Here is a 21,360-nt window from a genome sequence, read left to right as displayed (position 1 = left end):
GAAAGGGAGTGAGCCCGGTGCCCGGTTCGCAACCGACGTCCGACCTCGCCGGCTGGCGCGTGGCCCCGTTCACCGGGGCCGGACTCACCCATGATGTCTATGAGAAAGGGACAGGTCCAGGCGTCGTCCTGGTTCCCGAAATTCCCGGCGCCACCCCCGAGGTTCTCGCCCTCGGCGACCATCTGGTGGCCCAGGGATTCACCGTCTCGATGCCGTCGCCGTTCGGCGAGCCCGGCCGTCCGGTTTCCGTTCCCTATGCGCTCGGGGTGGTGGCCAGGCTCTGCGTCTCCGCCGAGTTCCGTGCCTTCGCCACCAACGCGCGCCGCCCCTTCGCCGACTACCTCCGGGCCCTCGCCCGCGACCTCGCGGCCCGCACCCCTGGACCCGGTGTCGGCGTCATCGGCATGTGCTTCACGGGCGGCTTCGCGCTCGCCGCCGCCGTGGACGACGCAGTGATCGCCCCCGTGCTCAGCCAGCCCTCCCTGCCGTTCCCGACCAGCCCGGCCCGCCGCGTCGACCCTGGCCTGTCCCGCGCCGAGTTCGACACCGTCGTCGCCCGTACGAAGAACGAGGGCCTGTGCGCCCTCGGCCTGCGCTTCACCCGCGACCGCGCGGTCCCGCACGAACGCTTCGCCACCCTGCGCCGCCACCTCGGCGACGCCTTCGAAGTGATCGAACTGGACTCGGCGCCGGGCAACGAGGCGGGCTTCACCAAGAACGCGCACGCCGTGCTCACCGCGGAACTCCGCGAGACCCCGGGCCATCCCGCCCTCGCGGCGCGGGAGCGGGTGGTCGGGTTCCTGCGGGAGCGGCTGACTCCCACGGGGTGAGCGTCGCACGACTGCCTCACGCGCGACTGCCTCACGCGCGACTGCCTCACGCGCGCCTGCCTAACGCGCGCCTGCCTGGTCGGTTAGGGAGAAGACGCAGCTCAACGACGTGGGCTCCGCGTGCAGTTCGTACGGCGGGAGGACCCCGGGGCCGCACGACTGGGTGCCGATGCCGTGCTGGGCGATGTCCAGGTTGACCCAGAGGGTGTCGCCCGGGGTCAGGTCGGGGCGGTGGGCCGCGGCGTCCAGTTCCTCCGTGGTCCAGGGGCGGACGGTGAGCCAGGGGGCCCGGTCGGTGTCGATGCGCAGGCCCGCGAGTTCGGCCCAGCGGATGTCGGGCCGTGCGCCGTTCTCCTGCGGGCGCACATAGGGGGTCTGGAAGGCCGTCACGTCCGATTCCCACACGCCGAGGCGGGCGGCCGCGCGGGTGTCGGGGTAGGCCTCGCCGGGGCCGCCGCCGAACCACCTGATCCGGTCGGAAGCGCCGGGCAGTCCGGCGCCGGGGAGCCCGAAGCGGATGCCGACGCGGGGGAGCGGTACCTGCCACTCGCCCTCCGGGGTCACGGTAAGCCGCAGCAGGAGGCGGGTTCCGTCGGACTGCCAGTGGTAGGCCGCGCGCAGGCCAAGATCGCTCGCCGCGGGCGCCACCCGGGTGTGCACGGTCAGCGACTCGGGGCCCAACTCCACCGCATCGAGGCGGTGTTGCACGCGATCGAGGCCGACCTTGCGCCAGCGGGCGGCGAGCGAGGGCTCGGGGCGCCAGGGCATGCCGTTGTCGTTGTCGGTGGGGGCGCGCCACACGTCCAGGCGCAGCTCGGTGACGTCCCTGCCGCCGATGGAGCGCAGGCTTCCCGTGCGGGCGTCGAAGACCGCGGGACCGAGGGCGATGACGTCCCCCTCGCGGGCGGGCGCCGTACCGCCGGGCACCGGCAGGATCATGCCCTCCTCGACGGGCAGTTGGGCCCACGCCACCTCATGGCCGCGCGGCGCCCACGCCGTGTCGTCGGCGAGCACCGCGCGCACCGTCCAGCCGGTCTCGGCGTCCCCGCCACGGGTCGGCGCGGGCGGCAGCTTCACCTCGGCCGACTCACCGGGACCCGTCGCGGGCACGGCCAGTTCACCGTCGGCGACACCGACGCCGTCCACCTCGTACGACCAGGTGAAGGCCAGGTGCGACAGATCGGCGAAGTCGTACAGGTTGGTGATCCGCAGCGTGCCCTCGGGCCCGTCGCCCTCGATGCGGACCGGCTCGATCACCTTCTTGTACTCGACGAGACCGGGGGACGGCGTCCGGTCGGGGAAGAGCAGTCCGTCGCAGACGAAGTTCCCGTCGTGCGGCCGCTCGCCGAAGTCGCCGCCGTAGGCGTACGCGTACGTGGGGTGGGTGAGGCCGTGGTCGATCCACTCCCAGACGAAGCCGCCCTGGAGCCGGTCGTAGGTCTCGAAGAGCCGCTGGTACTCGCTCAGGCCGCCGGGGCCGTTGCCCATCGCGTGCGCGTACTCGCAGAGGATGAAGGGGAGCCGGCGCCGTGCCGCGGGTCCCTCGTCGGTGCCGCGGCCGATCCGCTCGACCTCGGCGTGGTCGGCGTACATCCGTGAGTAGAGGTCGGTGTCCGCGCAGGACGCGTCGCCCTCGTAGTGGATGAGGCGGTCGGGGTCGCGGGCACGGATCCACCGGGCCATGGCGGTCAGGCCGCGGCCCGTGCCGCACTCGTTGCCCAGCGACCAGATGAGCACCGACGGGTGGTTCTTGTCGCGCTCGACCGTGCGGGCCGCGCGGTCCAGGAGCGCGGGCGTCCAGCGGTCGTCGTCGGCCGGATTGCCGCGCCACCCCTGCATGGTGAAGCCGTGTGTCTCCAGGTCGCACTCGTCGACGACCCACAGGCCCAGCTCGTCGCAGAGGTCGAGGAAGGCGGGGTGGGGCGGATAGTGGCTGGTGCGGACGGCGTTGATGTTGTGCCGCTTCATCAGGAGCAGGTCGACGCGCATCGTACCGGCGTCCAGTGTCCGGCCGGTGTCGGGGTGGAACTCGTGGCGGTTCACGCCCCGGAAGAGGATGCGGCGGCCGTTGACCTTGATGACGCCGTCCTCGACGGCGACCGTGCGGAAGCCCACGCGCAGCGGGATCCGCTCGCCGGGCGTGGTGAGCACCGCGTCGTACAGCTCCGGCGTCTCGGCGGTCCACGGCCGCACCGGCACCGTGACCGGCTCGCCCGTCGCGATGTCGATGCCCAACTCCGGTACGGTGACGCGCCCTTGTACCTCGGAGTCGACCCTTAGCGTGCCGGTGCCCGCCCGGTGGTCGTACGAGGCGTGCACGAAGTGGTCGCCCGCGCAGCCCTCGGGGCGGCTCAGGAGGGTCACCCCGCGGAAGATCCCTGGCAGCCACCACTGGTCCTGGTCCTCCAGGTACGAGCCGGCCGACCACTGGTGGACGCGGACCGCGAGGACGTTGCCCTCGGGGCGCAGCAGGGCGCCGACCGCGAATTCGTGCGGGAGACGGGAGCCCTTGAAGTCGCCGAGCGGGGTGCCGTTCAGCCAGACGCGGGCGCAGGACTCGACGCCGTCGAAGCGGAGCGTCGCGGCGCCGCCGGGCGGCCAGCCCGCGGGCAGGTCGAAGGTGCGCAGGTGGTCGCCGGTCGGGTTCTCGGTCGGTACGCGGGGCGGGTCGACGGGGAACGGGTAGAGCTGGTTGGTGTAGTGCGGGGTGCCGTGGCCCTGGAGCACCCAGTGGCCGGGGACCGTGATCGGCTCCCAGGCGCGGGCGTCGAAGCCGTCGGCCGCGAACGACTCGTCGGCGGCGTCGGCGGTGGGGGAGAGGCGGAAGCGCCACGTTCCGTCGAGGGAGAGGGTGGGGGCGTCCGACGCCGCGTACCACGCGCGGGGCGGGAGGCTGCCGGAACCGGGGGACACGTCCTCGTGGTGGGGAAGCTGAAGCTCCATGCGTTCCATCAGACCGTGCCGGGGTGCCGGCTCACAATTGTTTCGGACCGGGAGTCGTTGGACTCTTCGGACCGCACTTGGACGGGTGGCCGGGCGGCTGCGGATACCGTGCCAGGAGGCGACGGTGCTGACGAAATTCGTTGAACCATGGCGTCCGATGCGCGGTATCGGTAACTTGTCGCCGTGTGAACCAACGACCTCAGCAGCCGCCCCCGCCCGCCGGGCACTCCTCCGGGCATCCCGCCGAGCTCCCCGTCACCGACCGCACCCGGCACCGCCGCCTGCGCGACCAGGGCAGCACGGCGCGGGCCGACCTCGAAGCGGTGCTCGACGCGGGCTTCGTCTGCCACCTCGGTGTCGTCGTCGAAGGCCACCCGATGGTCGTCCCCACCGTGTACGGCCACGACGGCACGGACCTGTTCCTGCACGGCTCCGTCGCGAGCCGCAGCCTGGCCGCGGACCCCGACGCGGCCGTCTGCGTCACCGTCACCCACGTCGACGGGCTGATCCTGGCCCGCTCCGTCTTCGAGCACGGGGTCAACTACCGCAGCGCGATGATCCACGGCGTGCCGCGCGTGGTGCGGGACCCGGCCGAGAAACTGCGCGGCCTGCGGCTGCTCACCGAGCACGCGACGCCGGGACAGTGGGACTACGCGCGCGCCCCGAGCCGCAAGGAGCTCGCCGCGACGACCCTGCTCGCCCTCTCCCTCGCCGAGGCGTCGGTCAAGGTCGCGGCCGGACCGCCGGACGACGGTGATGGCCCGGACGCGGACCTCGGCATCTGGGCGGGCAACCTGCCGCTGACCGCGACGTGGGGCGCGCCCGTCCCCGACCCACTGCTGCCCGCCGGGATCGCACCGCCGCCGCACATCGCGGGACGGAGCGGGGCCCGGCAGGGGTGAGGGCCGGGTCAGGCGGGAGTGGCCCGCCGGTCAGGGCAGCTTCGGGGCCGCGCAGCCGTGTTCCTTCGCCGAGCGGCGTGCGAACTCCGTCAACGCGGCCCGCTCGTACGCCAGATCGGCCGCCGACGCCTTCGGCGCACGCACCGTGCCGTCCTTGTTGTACTCCGGCCTGTCCGTGGCGTCGCCGGGCCGCACCGTGAACAGCGCGGGCCCCCGGCCGTCCCGGCACGCGGCGCTCGCCCAGTGGCCGCCGCCCGGGATGCGCCCCGCGGGGGCGGCGCCGGGAGCGGGCCGGTCGTCGGAGCCGCCGAAGTGTTCCTGGTAGTCGAGCCGCCGGGACTCCGCGTACGGCCCGTACTCCGCGACGAGCCGGTAGCGGCGCTGCTCGTCGGGGGAGTGCTCGGCGGGCACGCCGGTGCTGCCGCCGCCCAGCAGGCACACCTCGACCGGGCCGCCGGAACGCGCGGCCTCCCAGGCCCGGGAGATCCGCGAGCCGCGTCCGGGCAGACCGCGGCAGGTGCCGTCGGCGTCGGCGAGCGGCACGTCCTCGTCGACGTCCACCGGGAGCGCCACCGTCTTGAGCGGTGCGCCGAGCCGGGCGTCGCAGCCCCACCGTTCGGACGCCTCGGCGGCCGTGCCGGTGGCGATGCGGGCATAGGCGGTGCGCAGGCGCGGATCGTCGAGGGTGACGTCGTCCTCCTCGACGCCGACCGTGACCAGCAGGCCGCCGCGGCCGCGGGCGCAGTCCAGGAGCACCGTCGTGGTCGCCGCGTTCCCGACGGCCGGTTGCGACAGGCCCTCGCCGGTGACGAAGAGGCCCTGCCAGCCGTGGCCGAGAGCTGCGGGCGGCAGTTCGTCCGACACCGTCGGGTAGAGCGCGCCGATGCCACGCGTGTGTCCGGTGGCGCGGCCGGTGCCCGTGTCGTCGCCCTTGCGCTCAGGTACGCGCCGCACGCTGACCTCGACGGACGCGTCGTGCGTCGCACGGCCCGTGCCGTGCTCGGTGGCCCGGCTCACGGAGCAGGTCACCTGCCGCCTGTCGTCCGCGTCGGCCTCCGCGTCACCCGTATCGCCCTCCGCGTCGCCCGTGTTGAGCCTGCCAGGGCCGCTCCTGAACGGCCCGTCGCCGAGGACGGCCCGCAGGTCGGCGGCGGGCAGCACGCCCCCGCACGCCTCGTCGAGCACCTGCCGGGCCACGCGCCGCTCGTGCGGGCCGCCCCACCAGTAGTAGCCGCCCGCGAGCAGCGCGACGGCGACGAGCGCCGCGCAGGACGAGAGCGCCAGGCGCCCCGCCTTGGTCCCCCACGTCAGCCGCGCCACGACGCCACCTCTCCCATGACCTCCGTGTCCCGGCAGTGCGAGCGCCGTGGCCAGCCGTCGGGTGCCGTCAGATAGCGGTCGAGCAGGGCGTGCGCCCGGCCGGAGAGCCGGCGTTGGTCCTTCGGTTCGAGCACCGCGACGCCCTGTTCGAGGCCGCGGTCGAAGTCGAGTTCGGGCGTCACCGTCACCCGGTGGTAGGTCGGGCCCGCCGCGCACCGGGAGCGGGCCCACAGGGCGAGCCGCGGATCGTCGCCGGACTCCTGGATCCGCACGGTCTTGTCGTGCGCCGCGGGCCGCGCGGGGTCGGGTACGTCCCCGCTGTCCTGATGGACGTCGTACGCGCCGCCCGCGAGGACCCCCGACCAGCTCTCCGCGTCCGCCGCCTTGACGGTTCGGTCGCCGGGCGAGCCCATGGTGTCGTCCCACTGGCCGCCGCAGGCGCTGGTGCGTGTGTTGTACGCCCTCGCGTTCTTGCCGAAGGACCAGCGGCCCGGCGCGAACCGCAGGGCCTTGGGCGAGAACCAGGCGCACAGCTCCTCCGCGTCGGCGGGCGCGCCGCCCGGAGCGGGCTCGGTGGGCAGCGGCTTCGTGCCACAACCCTGCTTGTGCGCGACCCAGTTGGCGACCTTCGCCGCCGTACGGGAGGCCAGCAGGCGGTCGGCCTTCGGCACGTCGTACTCGTCGTCCGACGCGGAGGGCAGCTCCACCGAGACGAGCAGGTCGCGCGCCGGACGTACCCGGCCCGAGAGCCCGTCGGGGCAGTCGGTGAGGAGTGAGGCCGTCACCTTGCTGCCGGTCAGCCGGTCGCCGGTGCCCACCGAGCCCAACGCGCTGTCCGGCAGCGGCAGTCCGAAGCCCGTGTTGTCGACGCCGGGCGGGGCCGTGCGGCCGAGGACCGCCTCGGCCCGCACCCGCGCCTGTGCCTCCGGCTCCCAGGCGTCACCGCCGCCGCCCCACGACAGGGTGCAGTCGAGCAGGGCCCGGCTCTCCTGGCGGGGCCGCAGCATGGTGCCGTACTCGTCGAGCACGCCGCGTTCGTCGTCCGGCATGAAGGAGCGCACCTCGTCGGGGAGCAGGCCCGCGCAGGCCCGGGTGAACTGTGCCTCGTTGGCGGCCCGCACCTCGTCGCGCTCCCGGCCGTCGGCCACCACGATCCAGGTGACCGACGACGCGGCCACCAGGGCCAGCACGGCGGCCACCACCAGCCAGGTCCGTTTCCGCGCCGCACGCGGCGCGTCCCTCCCCGGCATGGCGTTCCCTTCCCCGTGGCCCCGTATACACAGCAAGATCGCGAACGACCGTATCAGTGGGCGCCCTTGTCGCCGCTGGGGGCGTCTGCTTGACTCCGGCCGCCGGGACGGGACTTCGTCGCGGGGGCGGCACTTCGTCGGTGGAGGATGCCATGGAGATCACGCGTAGACGTCTGTTGTCCGCTCTCTCGGCCGCCGGACTCCTCGCGGTGCTCCCCGCGGCGCCCGCGGGTGCCGTCGTCGTCGGGGACGCCGCGCGGCTGATCGCCAACACCGTGGCGGTCTTCGCGGGGACCGAGGAGTCCAACGCCCGCCCCCAGACGGCCGCCAAGCTCGCCGCGATGGAGCGGACCGCCCGCGCCAACCTCAAGGCGATGGACGACGCGGGCGCGGGCGAGCTCTTCGCCGGTCTGGTGCTCGGCACCGACGAGGCCAATCTGAACACCGCCTACCGCCGCCTCTACGAGACGGCCCTGATCACCCGCACCCCCGGCGCCCCCGCCGACCTGTACGGCGCCGCGGCCGTGCAGCGCCGGGTGATCGACGGTCTGGTCTGGCTGTACGAGCGGTACTACGGGGACCAGTCCAAGGGCTACTACGGCAACTGGTTCCACTGGGAGATCGGGATATCCCAGCACATCAGCCGGACACTCGTGCTGCTCGCCGATCAACTCCGCGCCCAGCGACCCGCGTTGACGGACACCTACATAGCCTCGATGGACGCCTATCTGCGCAACGGCGAGAACGGCGACGTCGACCTCGACTCCCGCTTCCACACCGGCGCCAACCTCGCGGACATCACCACCAACCGCATCCTCCAGGGCGCCGTGCTCGCCCAGGGCGGTGACGCGCGCATTGCCAAGGCCCTCACCGACCAGCTGACGGTCTTCGTCACCGTGGACCCCTACCACCTCAGCCACGGCGTCACCGACGGCCACTACGCCGACGGCTCCTTCATCCAGCACGGCTCCGTCGCCTACACGGGCTCGTACGGCAAGGGCCTGCTCACCCGAGTCGTACAGACCCTCAAGATCCTCGACGGCACCGGACACGCGCACGGCGAGGAACTGGTTCCGACCGTGTACGGCTGGGTGCGGGACGGGTTCGCGCCGCTGATCTTCGAGGGCTGGATGATGGAGATCGTCAAGGGCCGCGCGGTGTCGCGCACGGACTCCGGCTACACCGACGTCGCCGTGGTCGTCGAGGCCGTCGTCGACCTCTCCTCGCTGGCCACGGGCGCCGAGGCCACCGCCCTGAAGAGCTACGTCAAGCACGTCGGGGCCACCTCGCGCACCCCCGTCGACCCGGCCAGGTTCGTCTCGCCGGTCAGCGTCGCGCGCCACGCCGACATCGTCGCCGACGCCTCGGTGCCGCCCGCGGACCTCAATCCGGCCGCCCGCAGCGTCGCGTTCAACGCCATGGACAAGACGGTGCACCGCAGACCCGGCTACGCGTTCGCGCTCGCGCGCAGCTCGGCGCGGGTCAGCAAGTACGAGTACATGAGCGGCGAGAACCTCATGCCGTGGTTCCAGGGCGACGGCGCGCACCACCTCTACCTCGCGGGCCAGGACCAGACCCAGGCGTACGGCGTCGACTACTACACCGCCGTCTCGCCCTACGCCCTCGCGGGTGTCACCGCGCCCGTCGAACAGCGGCGCACCGTACCGGAGTTGTACGGCAAGCCGTACTACGACAACCCCGGGCACCCGCTCAACTTCACCTCGTCGTCCGAGTCGCAGAACAAGTACGTCTACTTCCCGCGCGGCACCAACGGCTGGTCGGGCGGCGCCGTCCTCGGGGCGTACGGCGCGGCGGGCCTCGTGCAGTCCAGCGACGCGGCCTACCAGGACCGCGCGATCCTGCCCGAGGACTTCGTGGTGTACCGAGGCGCGACGGCCACGAAGTCGTGGTTCCTGTTCGACGACGAGATCGTGGTCCTCGCGGCCGACGTCGGTGACCCGGCGGGACGCGCCGTCACCACCAGCGTCGACGCCCGCATCGCGGCCCCCGACGACCGGATCTCGCTGACCGGCGCCCGCCGCGGCGGGCGCCCCTGGCAGGGTCCGGGCACCGCCGCCCTGCGCTGGCTACGCTACGCCAACGCCACCCGGGGCACCGCCGTCGGCTATGTCTTCCTCGACGCCCCGCCCGTCCGGGTCGCCCTGGACCGGGTCACCCGCAGCCGCCGCGTCGTGCGCACCGCGAACCCGGACACGGCCGTCACCCGCGCCGTGCTCGGCGTCACGGTGGACCGGGCCGCCGGGGCCGAACCCGCCTGCCTGGCCTACGCGTTGGTGCCGAACGCGACCGAGGAGCAGCTGCGCGCGCACCGGCCGGGGCGCCCGCTGACGGTCCTCTCCAACACGGCGCGCCTCCAGGCCGTCACCCACACCGGGCTCGGCCTGACGGCCGCGAACAGCTTCACGCGCGGACGCCACGAGGCCGGGGGCCTGCGCGTCGAAGGCCCCGCGTCGGTCCTCGTGCGCCGCGAAGGCCCGCACGGCGCACGCGGCACGACGACCGTCGCCGTCTCGGACCCGACCATGGACCGCGACACGGTCACGCTGCTGCTCCGCGGCCGCGCCCTGCGCACGGTCGCCGCGGACCCCGGGGTGCGGGCGGCCCCTGCGCACGGCGGCACCCGCATCGAGGTCGACACGCACCACGCCTACGGCAGGAGCTTCACGGTGACGCTGCGCGGCTAGCGGCGCGGCCCTGCTCAGCGCCGTTTCAGTACGTCGAGCAGGGCCCTGAGCACGGCGAGCCGGTGGGCGCGCACGCCGGTGCCGACGGCCGTCGGGGAGAGCGCCCTGCGGGTGGCGTGGGCGGCGAGCGCGCACAGGACGAGACGGACCACGGCGTGGCCCGCGGCGGCGCAGGCGAGGAGCAGCAGGAGCGCGGTGGCGGGCATCGGCGGTCACACCTCGGGGAGGGAAGGGAGGGGGCGAGGCGCTCCGGTCTACCGGCGCGGGGCGCCGCCCGCCAGGCGCGCGGGTGCGCGCAATTGCCGGACGGCGTACGGCAGTTCGCCTCGCCGAGCCGGGCGGAAACTCGCGCGCACCCGCGCACCTGGTGGGCCGCCGTGCGAGGTCCGAGCATGGGGGGATGGAAGCCAGCCGCGAGCCGCACCCCCGCAAGCGCCATCTGCCGTTCCCCTACGACCAGGACCTGTCCCCGGTGCTGCGCCACCTCAACCGGCGCACGGCGGCGGGCCGGCGCAGGCTCGCCAACGACCCGCACACCGCCGCCTACTTGGCGGCCGGGATGCGCCTGGTCGAGCAGCACCTGGGCCCGGGGGCGGCGCGGGCCACCACCGTGCGGGGCCGCCACCGGGTCGAGCGCGCCGTGCTCGCCTTCCTGTCGCAGCGCGCGGTCGCCGCGGAGGTCGCCAACAATCCGGCGGTCTTCCCCAGGCGCGGCGTCGTCTCGACGCTCCGCACCCAGTGGCGCACCCAGTCCGACTACGTCGCCGACCTCATCAACTTCGCGATGTGGCCGGTGAATTACCGGCCCGGGTACGTCGAGCGGCGCGCGGCCGACACCGAACGCCTGGTCAGCGGCGCCGACTTCGTGCGGACCGTCCACGAGACGGCGTACCGGCACACCGCGGAGGGGGCCAGGACGCCGTCGGTGCGGCTCAGTCTCGCTCTGATGGCGGTCGCCGACGGCGACGACACGGTCCAGCGGGCCCTCGCGGACACCTACCGGGGCTACCTCTCCTCCTGGCAGCGGCTCTACGCCGACGTCATCGAGGCCAGGAACCTGCGGCTGCGGCCCGGACTCACCCTCGACGACCTCGCGAACGCGCTGTCCGCCGCCACGGACGGCATCATCCTGCGCTCCATCGGTGACCCGGGCTCGGGCGTCCTGGACCACGACCGGTGCCGCTCTCTGATGGGCACGGTCTCGCTCGCGCTGATCCACGGGTTCCTCGAACCCGCGGACGGCGCCGACGGGCGCACCCTGGAACAGGCCGTCGAGGCCAGGATCGGGGCCGGGGTCGAGCGCCCCCGCGGGGCGGGCTGAACCCGCCCCGCCGCCCGGGTCAGGCGTCCTCGACCGCGATGGCCGACACCGGGCACGCCCGCACGGCCTCCATGACCATCGGGTCGTCCGCGCCGTCCTCGCGGCCCGGCAGCACCTCGCTGAAGCCGTCGTCGTCCTGGGTGAAGACGCCGGGGGCGGTGAGCGCGCACATGCCGGCGCCCACACAGCGGTCCTTCTCTACGTGGATCGTCATGCTCAACTCCTACCAGGCCACCGGGAGCTCGATCATGCCCTGGATCGTGTCGCCCGGCTTGAAAGGGATCTGATCGGCGGGCACCGCGAGCCGGAGGTCGGGCAGCCGGTCGAACAGGGTGCGCAGCGCGATCTCCAGCTCGGCCCGCGCGAGGTTCTGGCCCAGGCACTGGTGGACGCCGAAGCCGAAGGCGAGGTGGTGGCGGTTGGTGCGGTGCCAGTCGAGCTCCTCCGGCGTCTCGAAGGCCTCGGTGTCGCGGTTGATGAGGGAGGTGGAGAAGATGACGCCGTCACCGGCGCGGACGGTGCCGTTCTCGACCTCGATGTCCTCCTTCGCCACTCGCAGCATGCCGTCCGCGATGGACAGGAAGCGCAGCAGTTCCTCGACGGCGGCGGGCATCAGCGGGGGCTCCGCGTGCAGCCCCGCGCGCAGCTCCTCGAACCGTTCGGGGTGGCTGAGCAGCGTGAACGTACCGAGCGAGAGCATGTTGGCGGTGGTCTCGTGGCCCGCGATCAGCAGGATCGTGGCGAGGCTGACCAGTTCCTCGTCGTCCGGTGTGCCCTCCGCCCGCTGCCGTTCGATCAGCTCGTCGAGCAGTCCGTCGCCCGGGGTGCGCCGCTTGGTGGCGATCAACGCGTGGAAGTACGACTCCAGTTGGTCGCGGGCGTCCTCGGTGTCCTCGGCGCGCGGCCCGCGCAGCAGGCGGCGCGACTGCTCCTCGAAGAAGTCGTGGTCCTCGTAGGGGACGCCGAGCAGGGCGCAGATCACCATGGAGGGCACCGGCAGCGCGAAGGCGTTCACCAGCTCGGCGGGCGAGCCCTTCTCGATCATGTCGTCGAGGAGCCGGTCGACGGTCTCCTGGATGCGCGGCCGCAGCCCGTTGATGCGCTTGACGGAGAAGCTGGGGATCAGCATGCGCCGCTGGGCGTTGTGCAGCGGGTCGTCGACGCCGATCAGGGCGACGCGCTTGGTGCGGGTGCGGGCGAACCGCTCGGTGAGCGAGGGGAACGCCGTGGACTCGCGGTCGGAGGAGAGCCGGGGGTCGGCGAGCATCGCGCGGGCCGTCGAGTGGCCGGTGACCAGCCAGACGGACCTGCCGTCGAAGAGGGTGACCCTGGACAGCGGGCGGTCCTCGGTGAGCGGCTCGTACGCGGTGGGCGGGTGGTAGGGGCAGGTGCGGTCCTGGGGGAAGGCGACTGATTCGTTCATGGATGTACCTCGCAAGCGAAGAGTCCCTGATCTGCCCTCATTAGATGCCCCAGGCATCTATTCGGTACACCGCAAGACAGGCCAGATCACCCGCATGGGACATTTGGCCGGAATCGCCCCCTCCGCTCAACCCGGGAGCGTCCTTCCCCGTGGCCCCGCGGTGACCGGCGCACCCGTGGCGCCGTCCTCGCCGTGTGGTAGCACTGCGGACATGAAGGACAAGCCCGCCGCGCGCTCCGGTTACCACCACGGCTCCCTGCCCGCGGCCCTCGTCGCCGCCGCGCTCGAACTGCTCGACGAGAGCGGCCCCGACGGGGTGAGCGTGCGCGAGGTGGCGCGCCGCGCCGGGGTCTCGCCCGGCGCCCCGTTCCGCCATTTCGCCGACCGCCAGGCGCTGTTGACCGCCTTGGCCGAGCGAATTCTGGCCGACTACGAAGCGTGGCAGATCGCCGCGGTCGAGCACTCCGAGGGCCCCGCGATGCGCGCTTTCGGCCTCGGCTTCGTGCGCTACGCCATCCGCCATCCGCACCGCTTCCAGCTGGTGAAGCCCATGGTGTTCGGGCCCCGCCGACCGCCGGAACTGGCCGCGCGGCTCACCGCCATCGAGGACGCGCTCGCCGGGCTCATTCTCGCGGACCAGCGCGCGGGCGAGCTGCGCGCGGGAGATCCGGTGGTGGTCGGTCTGGCCGGGCAGGCTCTTGTGTACGGCCTGTCCCAGATGATTGTCGACGGCTATCTGCCGCTGGAGGACGCCGACCGGTTGGCCGAACAGGTGCTGGACACGTTTGGCATCGGAGTCGCCAACTCCGCCCGCTACCCCGCCCCTTGACGGTGTGACAGGTCGGCCCTCCCGTACGGCGAAACCCTTGACCGCCCCTCCGGGCGCTGATGTAATCGCCGCTTACATCGGCGCGTTCGCGCGACGGCATCAGCGCACTCACAGGGGGCCGCATGTTCGCCAGGCCAGCGCAGGGCTTCACCACCGCGGCAGCCGAGGGGGACGTGGCGGTCCTGCTCATCGGCATGCGCATCAACCACTTCTGGGCGGTGCACCACTGGCTGCCGGTGCTCGTGGCCATGCCGCGGATGCTGCGCGAACTGGGCAAGGACAGCGGCAAGGGGCTGCTGAAGAGCGTCCTGCTCACCGCGTCGCCGCGCACGTACTACGTGGTCCAGTACTGGGAGTCCAAGGAGAAGCTCTACGCCTACGCCCAGTCGTCCGGCACCGTGCACCACAAGGCCTGGCAGCTCGCCAACCGCAAGATCCGCGCCGGGCGGACACACGGACACGTGGGGCTGTGGCACGAGACGTACATCGCCCCCGAGGGGTCGTACGAGTCGATCTACTTCGACATGCCGCCCTTCGGGCTCGCCGCCGCCCACGGATCCCTGCCGGTGGAGCGCCGCGGCCGGCGGGCGGCCGACCGCTTCGCGCACCGCTCCGCGTGACCCTCTGCGCCGTAGCCCCGTGCCCCCGCACCCTCTAGGGTTCCCCCCATGCGGTCCGTTCGCGGATGGGGGCTTGGGTGGACGCGGGAACGGTAGGGCTGCGCATCGCCTCGTCGGTCATGGTGCCGCTCGTCAAACGGCTGCTGCTGCCGCCGAAGGGTCCCGGCGCGGAGTTCGGGGAGCGGCCCGTGCGGATCGGCCGGCTACTGTCCTTCACCGGTGACCGGCGCACCCTCGGCGAGGCCGATCTCTACCAACTGGCACGGGAGTTGGTGCGCAGGGCCGTGCGCGCCGCGGGGCCGCACGACCCGCCCATCGCCCCCGACGAACAGAACGCCGTCGGCTACGCGCTCGGCCACACCCTGCGCGCGCTCGGCGACCTCGACATGGACGACGTGCAGGCCTACGACCTCGGCCCCGAGAAGCTCGCCGCCGCCCTGGTGCGGGCCAGCGCCCCCGAGACCCGCGCCCTGCTCAGCGCCGACGCGGCGCGGCTGCACGACCGGCTGCTCGTCACCGCCTGCCTGCACCTGGTGCACCAGTTCAGCCTGCGCCCCGGCTTCGCGGGCCGCACCCAGGTCGAGGTGCTCCAGCGCCTCAGCCGCCAGCAGGAGCACCTCGACCTGCTCCTCGAACGGCTGCCGTCCACCCCCGCCCAGGACACGGACTTCGAGCGCGGCTACGCCGACTACATCGTCGGCCAGCACAGCACCCTGACCATCTACGGCGTCGACCTGCACGACCCGCAGAGCCAGGCCTGGCCGCTGGAGACCGCCTATCTGAGCCTGGAGGCGGTGCCCGCCCGCGACCCCGTCGAACCGGTCCCCGGCGCGGGCAACGGCGACGCGGACGGCCGCGCCGCCGACCCCGACCTCGACTCCGAGCGCGCCGCGGGCCCCGTGGAGACCGTGCTCGCCGGGCACGACCGCGTCCTGCTGCGCGGCGTCGCGGGCACCGGCAAGACCACGCTCGTGCAGTGGCTCGCCCTCACCACCGCGCGCCAGGACCAGGTGCCGGGCCATCTGCCGCAGCTCCTTGGCCGCGTCCCTTTCGTCCTGCCGCTGCGCACCCTGGCCCGCGAGGACGCCGAACTCCCCATGCCCGACGGGTTCCTGCGCTGGATCGGCTGCCCGCTGGTCGGCACCGAACCCGACGGCTGGGCCGTGCGCGTCCTCGGCGCCGGGCGCGGCGTGCTCCTGATCGACGGCGTCGACGAGATCCCGGAGGCCGAGCGGCCCCGCACCCGCGCCTGGCTCAGCAAGCTGCGCACCACCTTCCCCGGCAACCTGTGGCTGGTCACCACCCGCCCCTCCGCGCTGCCCAGGGACTGGCTGGGCCGCGACGGCTTCCAGGAGTACACCCTCACGCCCATGCACTCCGGCCACGTACGGCGCTTCATCGGGCGCTGGCACGAGGCGGCGGGCGCGGGCGACGAACTCGCGCGGTCCCTGCTGCGCTCGCTGCGCGCCAGCCCCGAACTGAGCCGCCTGGCCACCAACCCGCTGCTGTGCGCGCTGATCTGCGCCCTGCACCGCGAGCGCCGCGGCTTCCTGCCGCAAGGACGCGTCGCGCTGTACGAGGCGGCCCTCTCGATGCTCCTGGAACGCCGCGACCGCGAACGCGACCTGTACGGGCGCAGGGCACCCAAGCTCGACCAGAAGTCCGCCACCGAACCCCTCAAGCGTCTCGCCTACTGGCTGATCCGCAACGAACGCACCCGGCTGAAACGGCAGGACGCCGTCGACCTCATCGAGCGGCTGCGGCCCTCCGTGCCGCAGCTCGCGGGCGCGGGCACCGCCGAGGACGTGCTGCGGCTGCTCCTGGACCGCTCCGGGCTGCTGCGCGAACCCGCCGACGACGCCGTGGACTTCATCCACCGCACCTTCCAGGACTTCCTCGGCGCGAAGGCCGCCCTGGAGGAGCACGACATCGGTGCCCTCGTCTCGCACGCACACCTGGACCAGTGGGAGGACGTGCTCCAGATGGCCGTCGCCCAGGCCAGGCCCGACGAGCGCGCCGAACTCCTGACCCGCCTCACCGGGCGCGCCGACCGCGAGCGGGACAGCGCCGTGCGGGCCCGGCTGCGGCTGCTCGCCCTCGCCTCGCTCGACCAGGCGACCCGTCTGGACCCGGCCGTCCGCGAGAGCGTCGAGGGGCGCGCCGCCCAGCTCCTGCCGCCGCGCAGCCTGCGCGAGGCCCGCGCCCTCGCCGAGACCGGCACGCTGCTGCTCGGCCTGCTGCCCGCCGCCGACACCCTCGAAGGCGACGCCGAGGTGACCACCGCCCACGCGATCTGCCGCATCGGCGGTGACGCGGCCCTCGCCCGGCTGCGCGAGTTCCTGACCACCCGGCAATCCGCCGTGCGCGCCCAACTCCTCGCCCATTGGGACCGGTTCGAGACCGACGCCTACGCGGAGGAGATCATCCAGCCGCTGCTCGCCGCGGGCGCCGACGAAGCCGTCACGGTGCGCTCGGCCGCCGAGCTGAAGGCGCTCGGCACCCTGCCGGGGCTCGAACGCGTCACGTTGCAGGGCGACTTCACGGAGGAGGAGATCCTCGGCGCGCTCGACGCGGGACGCCTGCGCGAGCTGCGGCTGCGCGGCAACATGCGCCTGACCGGCCTCGGCTTCCTCGCCGCCTTCGGCTCCCTCGAAGCGCTCACCTTGCAGGGCTGCCGGTCCCTCAGCGACACCGCCCCGCTCGCCGGACTGCCCGCGCTGCGCAGGCTCACCCTCGCCGGACTGCCCCAACTGGAGGCCCTGGCGCGGCTTTCTGCCTGCCCGCTGCTCGACTCGCTGATCCTGGGCGCCGAGGTGCCCTGGCGCGGCCTGCGCGACCTGCCGCGCCCCGCCGAGCTGCGGCTGCTCGCCCTGCCCCCGGACGCCGTCGAACTCGCCGACGTCACCCGCCTGGTGCGGCTGCGCGAGCTGCGGCTGCACAACGCCAGCGACCGGCTGCGCCCCGACGACTGGGACGCCAGGCTCGCCGAGCTCGACGAACTGCGCACGCTGCGCCTCTCGAACGAGCAGCTCAGCCTGATGCTCTTCCCGCCCGGCACCCCCATCCCGCGGCTGACCCGCCTGGAGGTCAGGTCCCACCCCGGCGCCGCCGTGTCGCTGCGCAGGATCGCCCGCCGCCTGCCCGGCCTCGAAGAGATCCACCTCTCGCAGTGCGACACCGTCGAACTCGGCCACCTGCGGGGCATCACGGGCCTGCGCCGCGTCCAGCTCGACTACCCCGGCGAGGTGACCGACGCCGACAAACTGCCACCCGGCACGGAACTCGTCGTACGCCCGCGCACCTGATGCCCCGACCGGCCGCATACCGCCGGGATATGCCCAACCGCCTGCCCCGAACGCTCTGGCCAGTGGATAGTGATAGGAGTAACTTCACTGGCCCGCAGATCAGTTGATCTGGGCAGGCGGCGAGGGACGGGAGCGGTTTCCAGCGAGATGCACACATCCGAAACACCTCGGCTGTACGCACGCGATCCGCTTCTGCACTCCCTCGTCCCCGGCCTCACCGGCCTCGCCTACGACAGGCGCGCCCGCGTGCCGTGGGAGTACGACAAGGACCTGCCCGTCGTCCTGCTGACCGGCCGGCACGGCATGGGACGCACCGCCGTGCTCACCGCCCTGCAGAGCCACTACACCGGACGTCTGCCGCTCGCCCACCTCGACACCGCCGCCTGCGACCTCGTCGTCGAACTCCTCGAAGAACTGGTGTGCGCCCTCGCCCCCGACCTCGGCAGGCGGTTCCCGCTGCTGCTCCCCGGGCTCGTCGCGGTCGTCGGCGGACACCGGGACAACGAGGCGGAGCGGTCACGGGCCGCCGCGCGCGTGGCCAGGCTCCTGGTCGCCTGCGACCTGGAACCGGGCGGGCGCGCCGAGGCCGCCCAGAACTGGGCCTCCCGGGTCAGGGCCCGCCTCGAGGAGGCCGCGGGCCGCCCCGAGGCCGCCGAGCCGCCCGCCGCCCAGGAGCCGCGCGCCCCGCACCCCCGGGCCCAACAGGCCCGCGCCAAGGAGCCGTCCGGCGCCGCGCGCGCCCACCACGACCCGCACGCGGTGCACTACGCGGTGCTCGCCGAGTACTTCGAGCGGTACACACGCGCCCGCAGCGCCGCGCCCCTGCGCCAGTGGTACCAGGAGCGCTACGCGGAGACCGCGCGGAACGCCGCCGTGCCCGAGGGACAGGACGGCCTCGTACGGCTCGCCGAATGGTTCCACCGCGGCGGCGACTACCGGCGCGCGGCCGAACAGACCCTCGTGCACGCCTTCCTGACGGACGTCGAGGCGGCCCGCAGCAAATGGCAGCGGCTCAACCGCGACCCGCGCCCGCTCGTCCTGCTCGACAACACGCACTCCGCGGCGGGCGAGCGCCTGATCGACCTGATCCTCGAACACCGCGCGCGGCCCGACGCCGCCCACCACGACCCGCTCGTCGTCGTCGCGACCCGCCTCGGCGACCCGCCGCCCGCCGCCACCGACGCCGTGCGCTGCGAACTCCCGGACCTGGTAGGCCCGTTCAGCTGGCGGCGGACCGGACACGCGCCGTCCGCGGGGCTCCTCGTGGTGCCGCTCACCCCGCTCAGCCGCGACGACATCCTGCTGATGCTGGACAGCGCGGCCGTGCCCCTGCACCCCTACCTCGCCTCCGCGCTGCACACCCTCACCGGCGGCCACCCGCTGGCCTGCGCGCTGCTCTGCGAGGCCGTCCTCGCGCAGGCCGACGCCGTGGCGGCCGACCCCGCCGCGGGCCCGCTCGGCCCGCGTGACCTGCTCGACCTCACCACCAAGGACGCCGGGCCCGTCAGCCGCGTCATCCTGGAGCGGCTGCTGCCCGCGCAGCACCAGCGCCAGCGCCTGGTGCCGCTCTCGCTGGCCCGCGACAGCACCGCCGCGCAGGCCCTCGCCGCCCATCTGCGCCTGGACGGCCCCGAACAGCTGCCCGCGAACGCCGCCGCCGACTACCTGGAGGCCGAGCAGTGGCAGCACGACACCCCGCAGGACCGCCCGCTCGCCGCCGACCCGCTCCTGCACACGCTCCTGGTCCACGAGGCGCGCCGCACCTCGCAGGGCAGCGAATCGCGCCGCGGCTGGCAGGAGATCCACGGCTTCCTGCGGCGCCACCACACCACGCGCGGCGAGGACAGCGAGGCGGACGCGCTGCGCCACACCCTGGCGGCGGGTGACGCGCGCACGGTGGTGGCCGCACTGTCCGAGGAGTACCACTCCGAGCAGGACAGGCCGAGCGCGCTGCGCTGGCTGGACTGCCTGCGGTACGCGGCGACCGCGCCCGCGCCGCCGTCCGCCGACTGGGCCGACGTGCGCGCCGCGACGGCCGCGGGCGCCCACGACGACCGCTACCAGGACATAGACGAGATCGACCGCTGCATCAACAGGCTGCTGCACGGCCTGTGGTACCTCTCCGACGCGCACGCGGAGCCGGAGGCCGACCTCTGCGACGACATCGGCGCCGAGCTCGCCTTCCTCTCGCTGCGGCACCAGACGTGGCGCGCGGTCCTGAGCCAGGCCGCCCGCACCTGGCCCGCCGCGGCCCGCGACAAGCGCCCCCTGCCGCTGCCCGAACTGTGAGGAAGCATGTTCCTGAGCCGACTGAGGAGACGCCGCAACGGATTCGGCCCGCTCGACAAGGCGATCGCCGTCGTGGTGCCGCTGGTCCTGATCGCGGTGGGCGTCGTCGTCTACCTCGCGCTGCGCCCCGAGGACTGCGCGGGCGGCCTGGCCAAGCACGACGGCGAGTGCGTGGGCGTCACCGAGGGCACCTTCGACGCCGATGACGACGTCAAGGGCCTGATCCGGGCGGTGGCGGACGAGAACGAGCGGGTCGAGCGCGCCTGGGAGTCGCCGGAGAAGGGCGAGAACCCCATACCGTACGGGCGGATCGCGCTGATGATGCCGTTCACGTCGGACGATTCCAGTGCCATGACGGCGCCGATGATCCGGCGCGCGCTGGCCGGCGCGCACGTCGCCCAGCTGCGGGCCAACAGCACGGGCGGGCCGCACTACCAGCTCCTGATGGCGCACGACGGCAAGGACCTCGACCAGTGGCGGCCGGTGGTCGACGACCTCACCGACCTCGCCGACGACCGCGAGTCCCCGCTCGTCGGCGTGATGGGCCTGCCCAGCAGCACGCCCGAGACGCGCGACGCGATGAACTCCCTGAGCAGGCACCGCATCGCGACGGTCGGCCCGGTCATCACGTCCGCCGACATGAACGCCCCGTACTTCTTCAAGACCTCGCCGAACAACCAGATGATGGTGGACGCGCTCGACCACCACCTGAAGAAGAACGCGGGGGAGAAGAAGGGCTTCCTCGTCTTCGACAGCCGCCCCGACGACGTGTACTCGCGCAACCTCCAGCGGCTCATGGAGCAGAAGTTCGGCGAGACCTACGGGCTGCGCAAGCGGTCCGCCTCCTTCCTCGGCTCCACCGGACCCGCCGCGGGCATCCCCCAGCGCTTCCAGTCGGCCGCCCAGAAGATCTGCGTGACCGACTCGGACACGGTCTTCTACGCGGGCCGCGACCAGGACCTGCCCGCGCTCGTCAAACGCCTGTCGCAGGAGCCCTCGTGCGACCACCGGACCCCCCTGCGGATCCTCAAGGTGGGCATCGGCCTCGACCCGACGCTCACCACCGACGAGCTGGCCAAGATGCTGCGCGAGACCAAGACCTCGATCGTGGCCGCGGCCTCCGTCGCCCCCGCCTGGGCGCACCGCAAGAGCGGCGCCCCCGTGGGACTCCGCGACTTCCTGCCGGTCTACGACAAGCTCAAGGAGAAGTTCGACCTCGGCGAGAAGGAGCTCGACGACGGGTACTCGATCATGTACCACGACGCGTTCATGCTCCTCGCCGGCGCCTTCGACCGCTCGTACACCGACGCCAACGAGGGCCGCGGCGGCACGGACAAGAGCCCGTCCCCGTCCGGCACTCCGACCAAGGACGACGTCTACAACACCCTCATCGACGCGAGCATCGTGGACACCGGCTCGGAGACGCGCTGCATCGGCTGCCTGCGCGGCGCCGCGGGCACGTACGGCTTCGAGAAGTCCTCGGACACGGAGCAGTGGCCGGTGTGCAAGCCGGTGCCGGTGATCGAGTACCCGACGCCCAAGGACGGCGGCTCGCTCGGGTCGTACCGGACGTTCCAGAAGACGTTCAAGAAGGGGTGCCCGTAGGCCCCGGCGCCGGGCACG

15 protein-coding genes are annotated in these 21,360 nt (G+C 73.4%); 9 read left to right on the top strand and 6 right to left on the bottom strand.

Features of this window, described 5'->3' with window-relative positions; translation table 11 throughout:
* Positions 1-17 precede the first annotated feature (17 nt).
* Entirely contained in the window at positions 18-830 is an 813-nt protein-coding gene (locus ACIO9J_RS15595) for a dienelactone hydrolase family protein (protein ID WP_401998341.1), read from the top strand.
* Positions 831-890: 60 nt separating this feature from the next.
* Here the strand turns inward: ACIO9J_RS15595 and ACIO9J_RS15590 are convergent, their stop codons facing one another.
* Entirely contained in the window at positions 891-3,773 is a 2,883-nt protein-coding gene (locus ACIO9J_RS15590) for a glycoside hydrolase family 2 TIM barrel-domain containing protein (protein WP_401998338.1), read from the bottom strand.
* 281 nt (positions 3,774-4,054) lie between these two features.
* Between ACIO9J_RS15590 and ACIO9J_RS15585 the strand changes: the two genes are divergently transcribed.
* Positions 4,055-4,675, top strand: a complete 621-nt coding sequence (locus ACIO9J_RS15585) for a pyridoxamine 5'-phosphate oxidase family protein (protein WP_401998674.1) — start codon at positions 4,055-4,057, stop codon at positions 4,673-4,675.
* A 30-nt stretch (positions 4,676-4,705) separates the two neighbouring features.
* Here the strand turns inward: ACIO9J_RS15585 and ACIO9J_RS15580 are convergent, their stop codons facing one another.
* Positions 4,706-5,995, bottom strand: a complete 1,290-nt coding sequence (locus ACIO9J_RS15580; RefSeq protein ID WP_401998336.1) for a hypothetical protein — start codon at positions 5,993-5,995, stop codon at positions 4,706-4,708.
* Complete coding sequence (locus ACIO9J_RS15575) at positions 5,983-7,245, bottom strand: hypothetical protein (protein WP_401998333.1); 1,263 nt, start codon at positions 7,243-7,245, stop codon at positions 5,983-5,985. The genes ACIO9J_RS15580 and ACIO9J_RS15575 overlap by 13 nt, the downstream gene beginning before the upstream one ends.
* A gap of 152 nt (positions 7,246-7,397) precedes the next feature.
* Here ACIO9J_RS15575 and ACIO9J_RS15570 point away from each other — a divergent pair, with 152 nt between their 5' ends.
* The gene (locus tag ACIO9J_RS15570; protein ID WP_401998330.1) at positions 7,398-9,950 is read left to right on the top strand and encodes a polysaccharide lyase family 8 super-sandwich domain-containing protein; all 2,553 of its coding nucleotides are present in this window, start codon (positions 7,398-7,400) and stop codon (positions 9,948-9,950) included.
* A gap of 14 nt (positions 9,951-9,964) precedes the next feature.
* On the opposite strand, the gene ACIO9J_RS15565 is transcribed toward ACIO9J_RS15570, so the two are convergent.
* The gene (locus ACIO9J_RS15565; protein ID WP_401998327.1) at positions 9,965-10,156 is read right to left on the bottom strand and encodes a hypothetical protein; all 192 of its coding nucleotides are present in this window, start codon (positions 10,154-10,156) and stop codon (positions 9,965-9,967) included.
* Positions 10,157-10,350: 194 nt separating this feature from the next.
* Here ACIO9J_RS15565 and ACIO9J_RS15560 point away from each other — a divergent pair, with 194 nt between their 5' ends.
* Positions 10,351-11,271 carry a TetR family transcriptional regulator C-terminal domain-containing protein gene (locus ACIO9J_RS15560; RefSeq protein ID WP_401998324.1) on the top strand — a complete coding sequence of 307 codons (921 nt, stop codon included), beginning with the start codon at positions 10,351-10,353 and terminating at the stop codon, positions 11,269-11,271.
* Positions 11,272-11,290: 19 nt separating this feature from the next.
* On the opposite strand, the gene ACIO9J_RS15555 is transcribed toward ACIO9J_RS15560, so the two are convergent.
* Together ACIO9J_RS15555 and ACIO9J_RS15550 are read right to left on the bottom strand one after the other, a co-directional pair.
* Positions 11,291-11,485, bottom strand: coding sequence for a ferredoxin (locus ACIO9J_RS15555; protein ID WP_401998321.1), 195 nt, complete (start codon positions 11,483-11,485; stop codon positions 11,291-11,293).
* 9 nt (positions 11,486-11,494) lie between these two features.
* Complete coding sequence (locus tag ACIO9J_RS15550) at positions 11,495-12,694, bottom strand: cytochrome P450 (protein ID WP_401998318.1); 1,200 nt, start codon at positions 12,692-12,694, stop codon at positions 11,495-11,497.
* 211 nt (positions 12,695-12,905) lie between these two features.
* Between ACIO9J_RS15550 and ACIO9J_RS15545 the strand changes: the two genes are divergently transcribed.
* From ACIO9J_RS15545 to ACIO9J_RS15525, 5 genes are all read left to right on the top strand, one after another.
* Complete coding sequence (locus ACIO9J_RS15545) at positions 12,906-13,523, top strand: TetR/AcrR family transcriptional regulator (RefSeq protein ID WP_401998316.1); 618 nt, start codon at positions 12,906-12,908, stop codon at positions 13,521-13,523.
* 122 nt (positions 13,524-13,645) lie between these two features.
* Positions 13,646-14,143: a DUF4188 domain-containing protein gene (locus ACIO9J_RS15540; protein ID WP_401998313.1), complete on the top strand. Its 498-nt coding sequence runs from the start codon at positions 13,646-13,648 to the stop codon at positions 14,141-14,143.
* 77 nt (positions 14,144-14,220) lie between these two features.
* Positions 14,221-17,448, top strand: a complete 3,228-nt coding sequence (locus ACIO9J_RS15535) for an NACHT domain-containing protein (RefSeq protein WP_401998310.1) — start codon at positions 14,221-14,223, stop codon at positions 17,446-17,448.
* A 147-nt stretch (positions 17,449-17,595) separates the two neighbouring features.
* A complete protein-coding gene (locus ACIO9J_RS15530) occupies positions 17,596-19,737 on the top strand; it encodes an ATP-binding protein (protein ID WP_401998307.1) in 2,142 nt (713 codons plus the stop codon).
* A 6-nt stretch (positions 19,738-19,743) separates the two neighbouring features.
* Positions 19,744-21,342, top strand: a complete 1,599-nt coding sequence (locus ACIO9J_RS15525; protein WP_401998304.1) for an ABC transporter substrate-binding protein — start codon at positions 19,744-19,746, stop codon at positions 21,340-21,342.
* The last annotated feature ends 18 nt before the right edge of the window (positions 21,343-21,360 follow it).

It is taken from the genome of Streptomyces sp. NPDC087300, assembly GCF_044744425.1.
Classification (GTDB): Bacteria; Actinomycetota; Actinomycetes; order Streptomycetales; family Streptomycetaceae; genus Streptomyces.
Note: the sequence above shows the minus strand (reverse complement) of the source record. Positions and strands in the feature narration are given on the sequence as shown.

Bases quoted from the DNA above. Each gene is read 5' to 3' on its own strand.
- ACIO9J_RS15590 (WP_401998338.1), bottom strand. From the start codon at position 3,773: ATGGAGCTTCAGCTTCCCCACCACGAGGACGTGTCCCCCGGTTCCGGC.
- ACIO9J_RS15575 (WP_401998333.1), bottom strand. From the start codon at position 7,245: ATGCCGGGGAGGGACGCGCCGCGTGCGGCGCGGAAACGGACCTGGCTG.
- ACIO9J_RS15570 (WP_401998330.1), top strand. From the start codon at position 7,398: ATGGAGATCACGCGTAGACGTCTGTTGTCCGCTCTCTCGGCCGCCGGA.
- ACIO9J_RS15565 (WP_401998327.1), bottom strand. From the start codon at position 10,156: ATGCCCGCCACCGCGCTCCTGCTGCTCCTCGCCTGCGCCGCCGCGGGC.
- ACIO9J_RS15560 (WP_401998324.1), top strand. From the start codon at position 10,351: ATGGAAGCCAGCCGCGAGCCGCACCCCCGCAAGCGCCATCTGCCGTTC.
- ACIO9J_RS15555 (WP_401998321.1), bottom strand. From the start codon at position 11,485: ATGACGATCCACGTAGAGAAGGACCGCTGTGTGGGCGCCGGCATGTGC.
- ACIO9J_RS15550 (WP_401998318.1), bottom strand. From the start codon at position 12,694: ATGAACGAATCAGTCGCCTTCCCCCAGGACCGCACCTGCCCCTACCAC.
- ACIO9J_RS15545 (WP_401998316.1), top strand. From the start codon at position 12,906: ATGAAGGACAAGCCCGCCGCGCGCTCCGGTTACCACCACGGCTCCCTG.
- ACIO9J_RS15540 (WP_401998313.1), top strand. From the start codon at position 13,646: ATGTTCGCCAGGCCAGCGCAGGGCTTCACCACCGCGGCAGCCGAGGGG.
- ACIO9J_RS15530 (WP_401998307.1), top strand. From the start codon at position 17,596: ATGCACACATCCGAAACACCTCGGCTGTACGCACGCGATCCGCTTCTG.
- ACIO9J_RS15525 (WP_401998304.1), top strand. From the start codon at position 19,744: ATGTTCCTGAGCCGACTGAGGAGACGCCGCAACGGATTCGGCCCGCTC.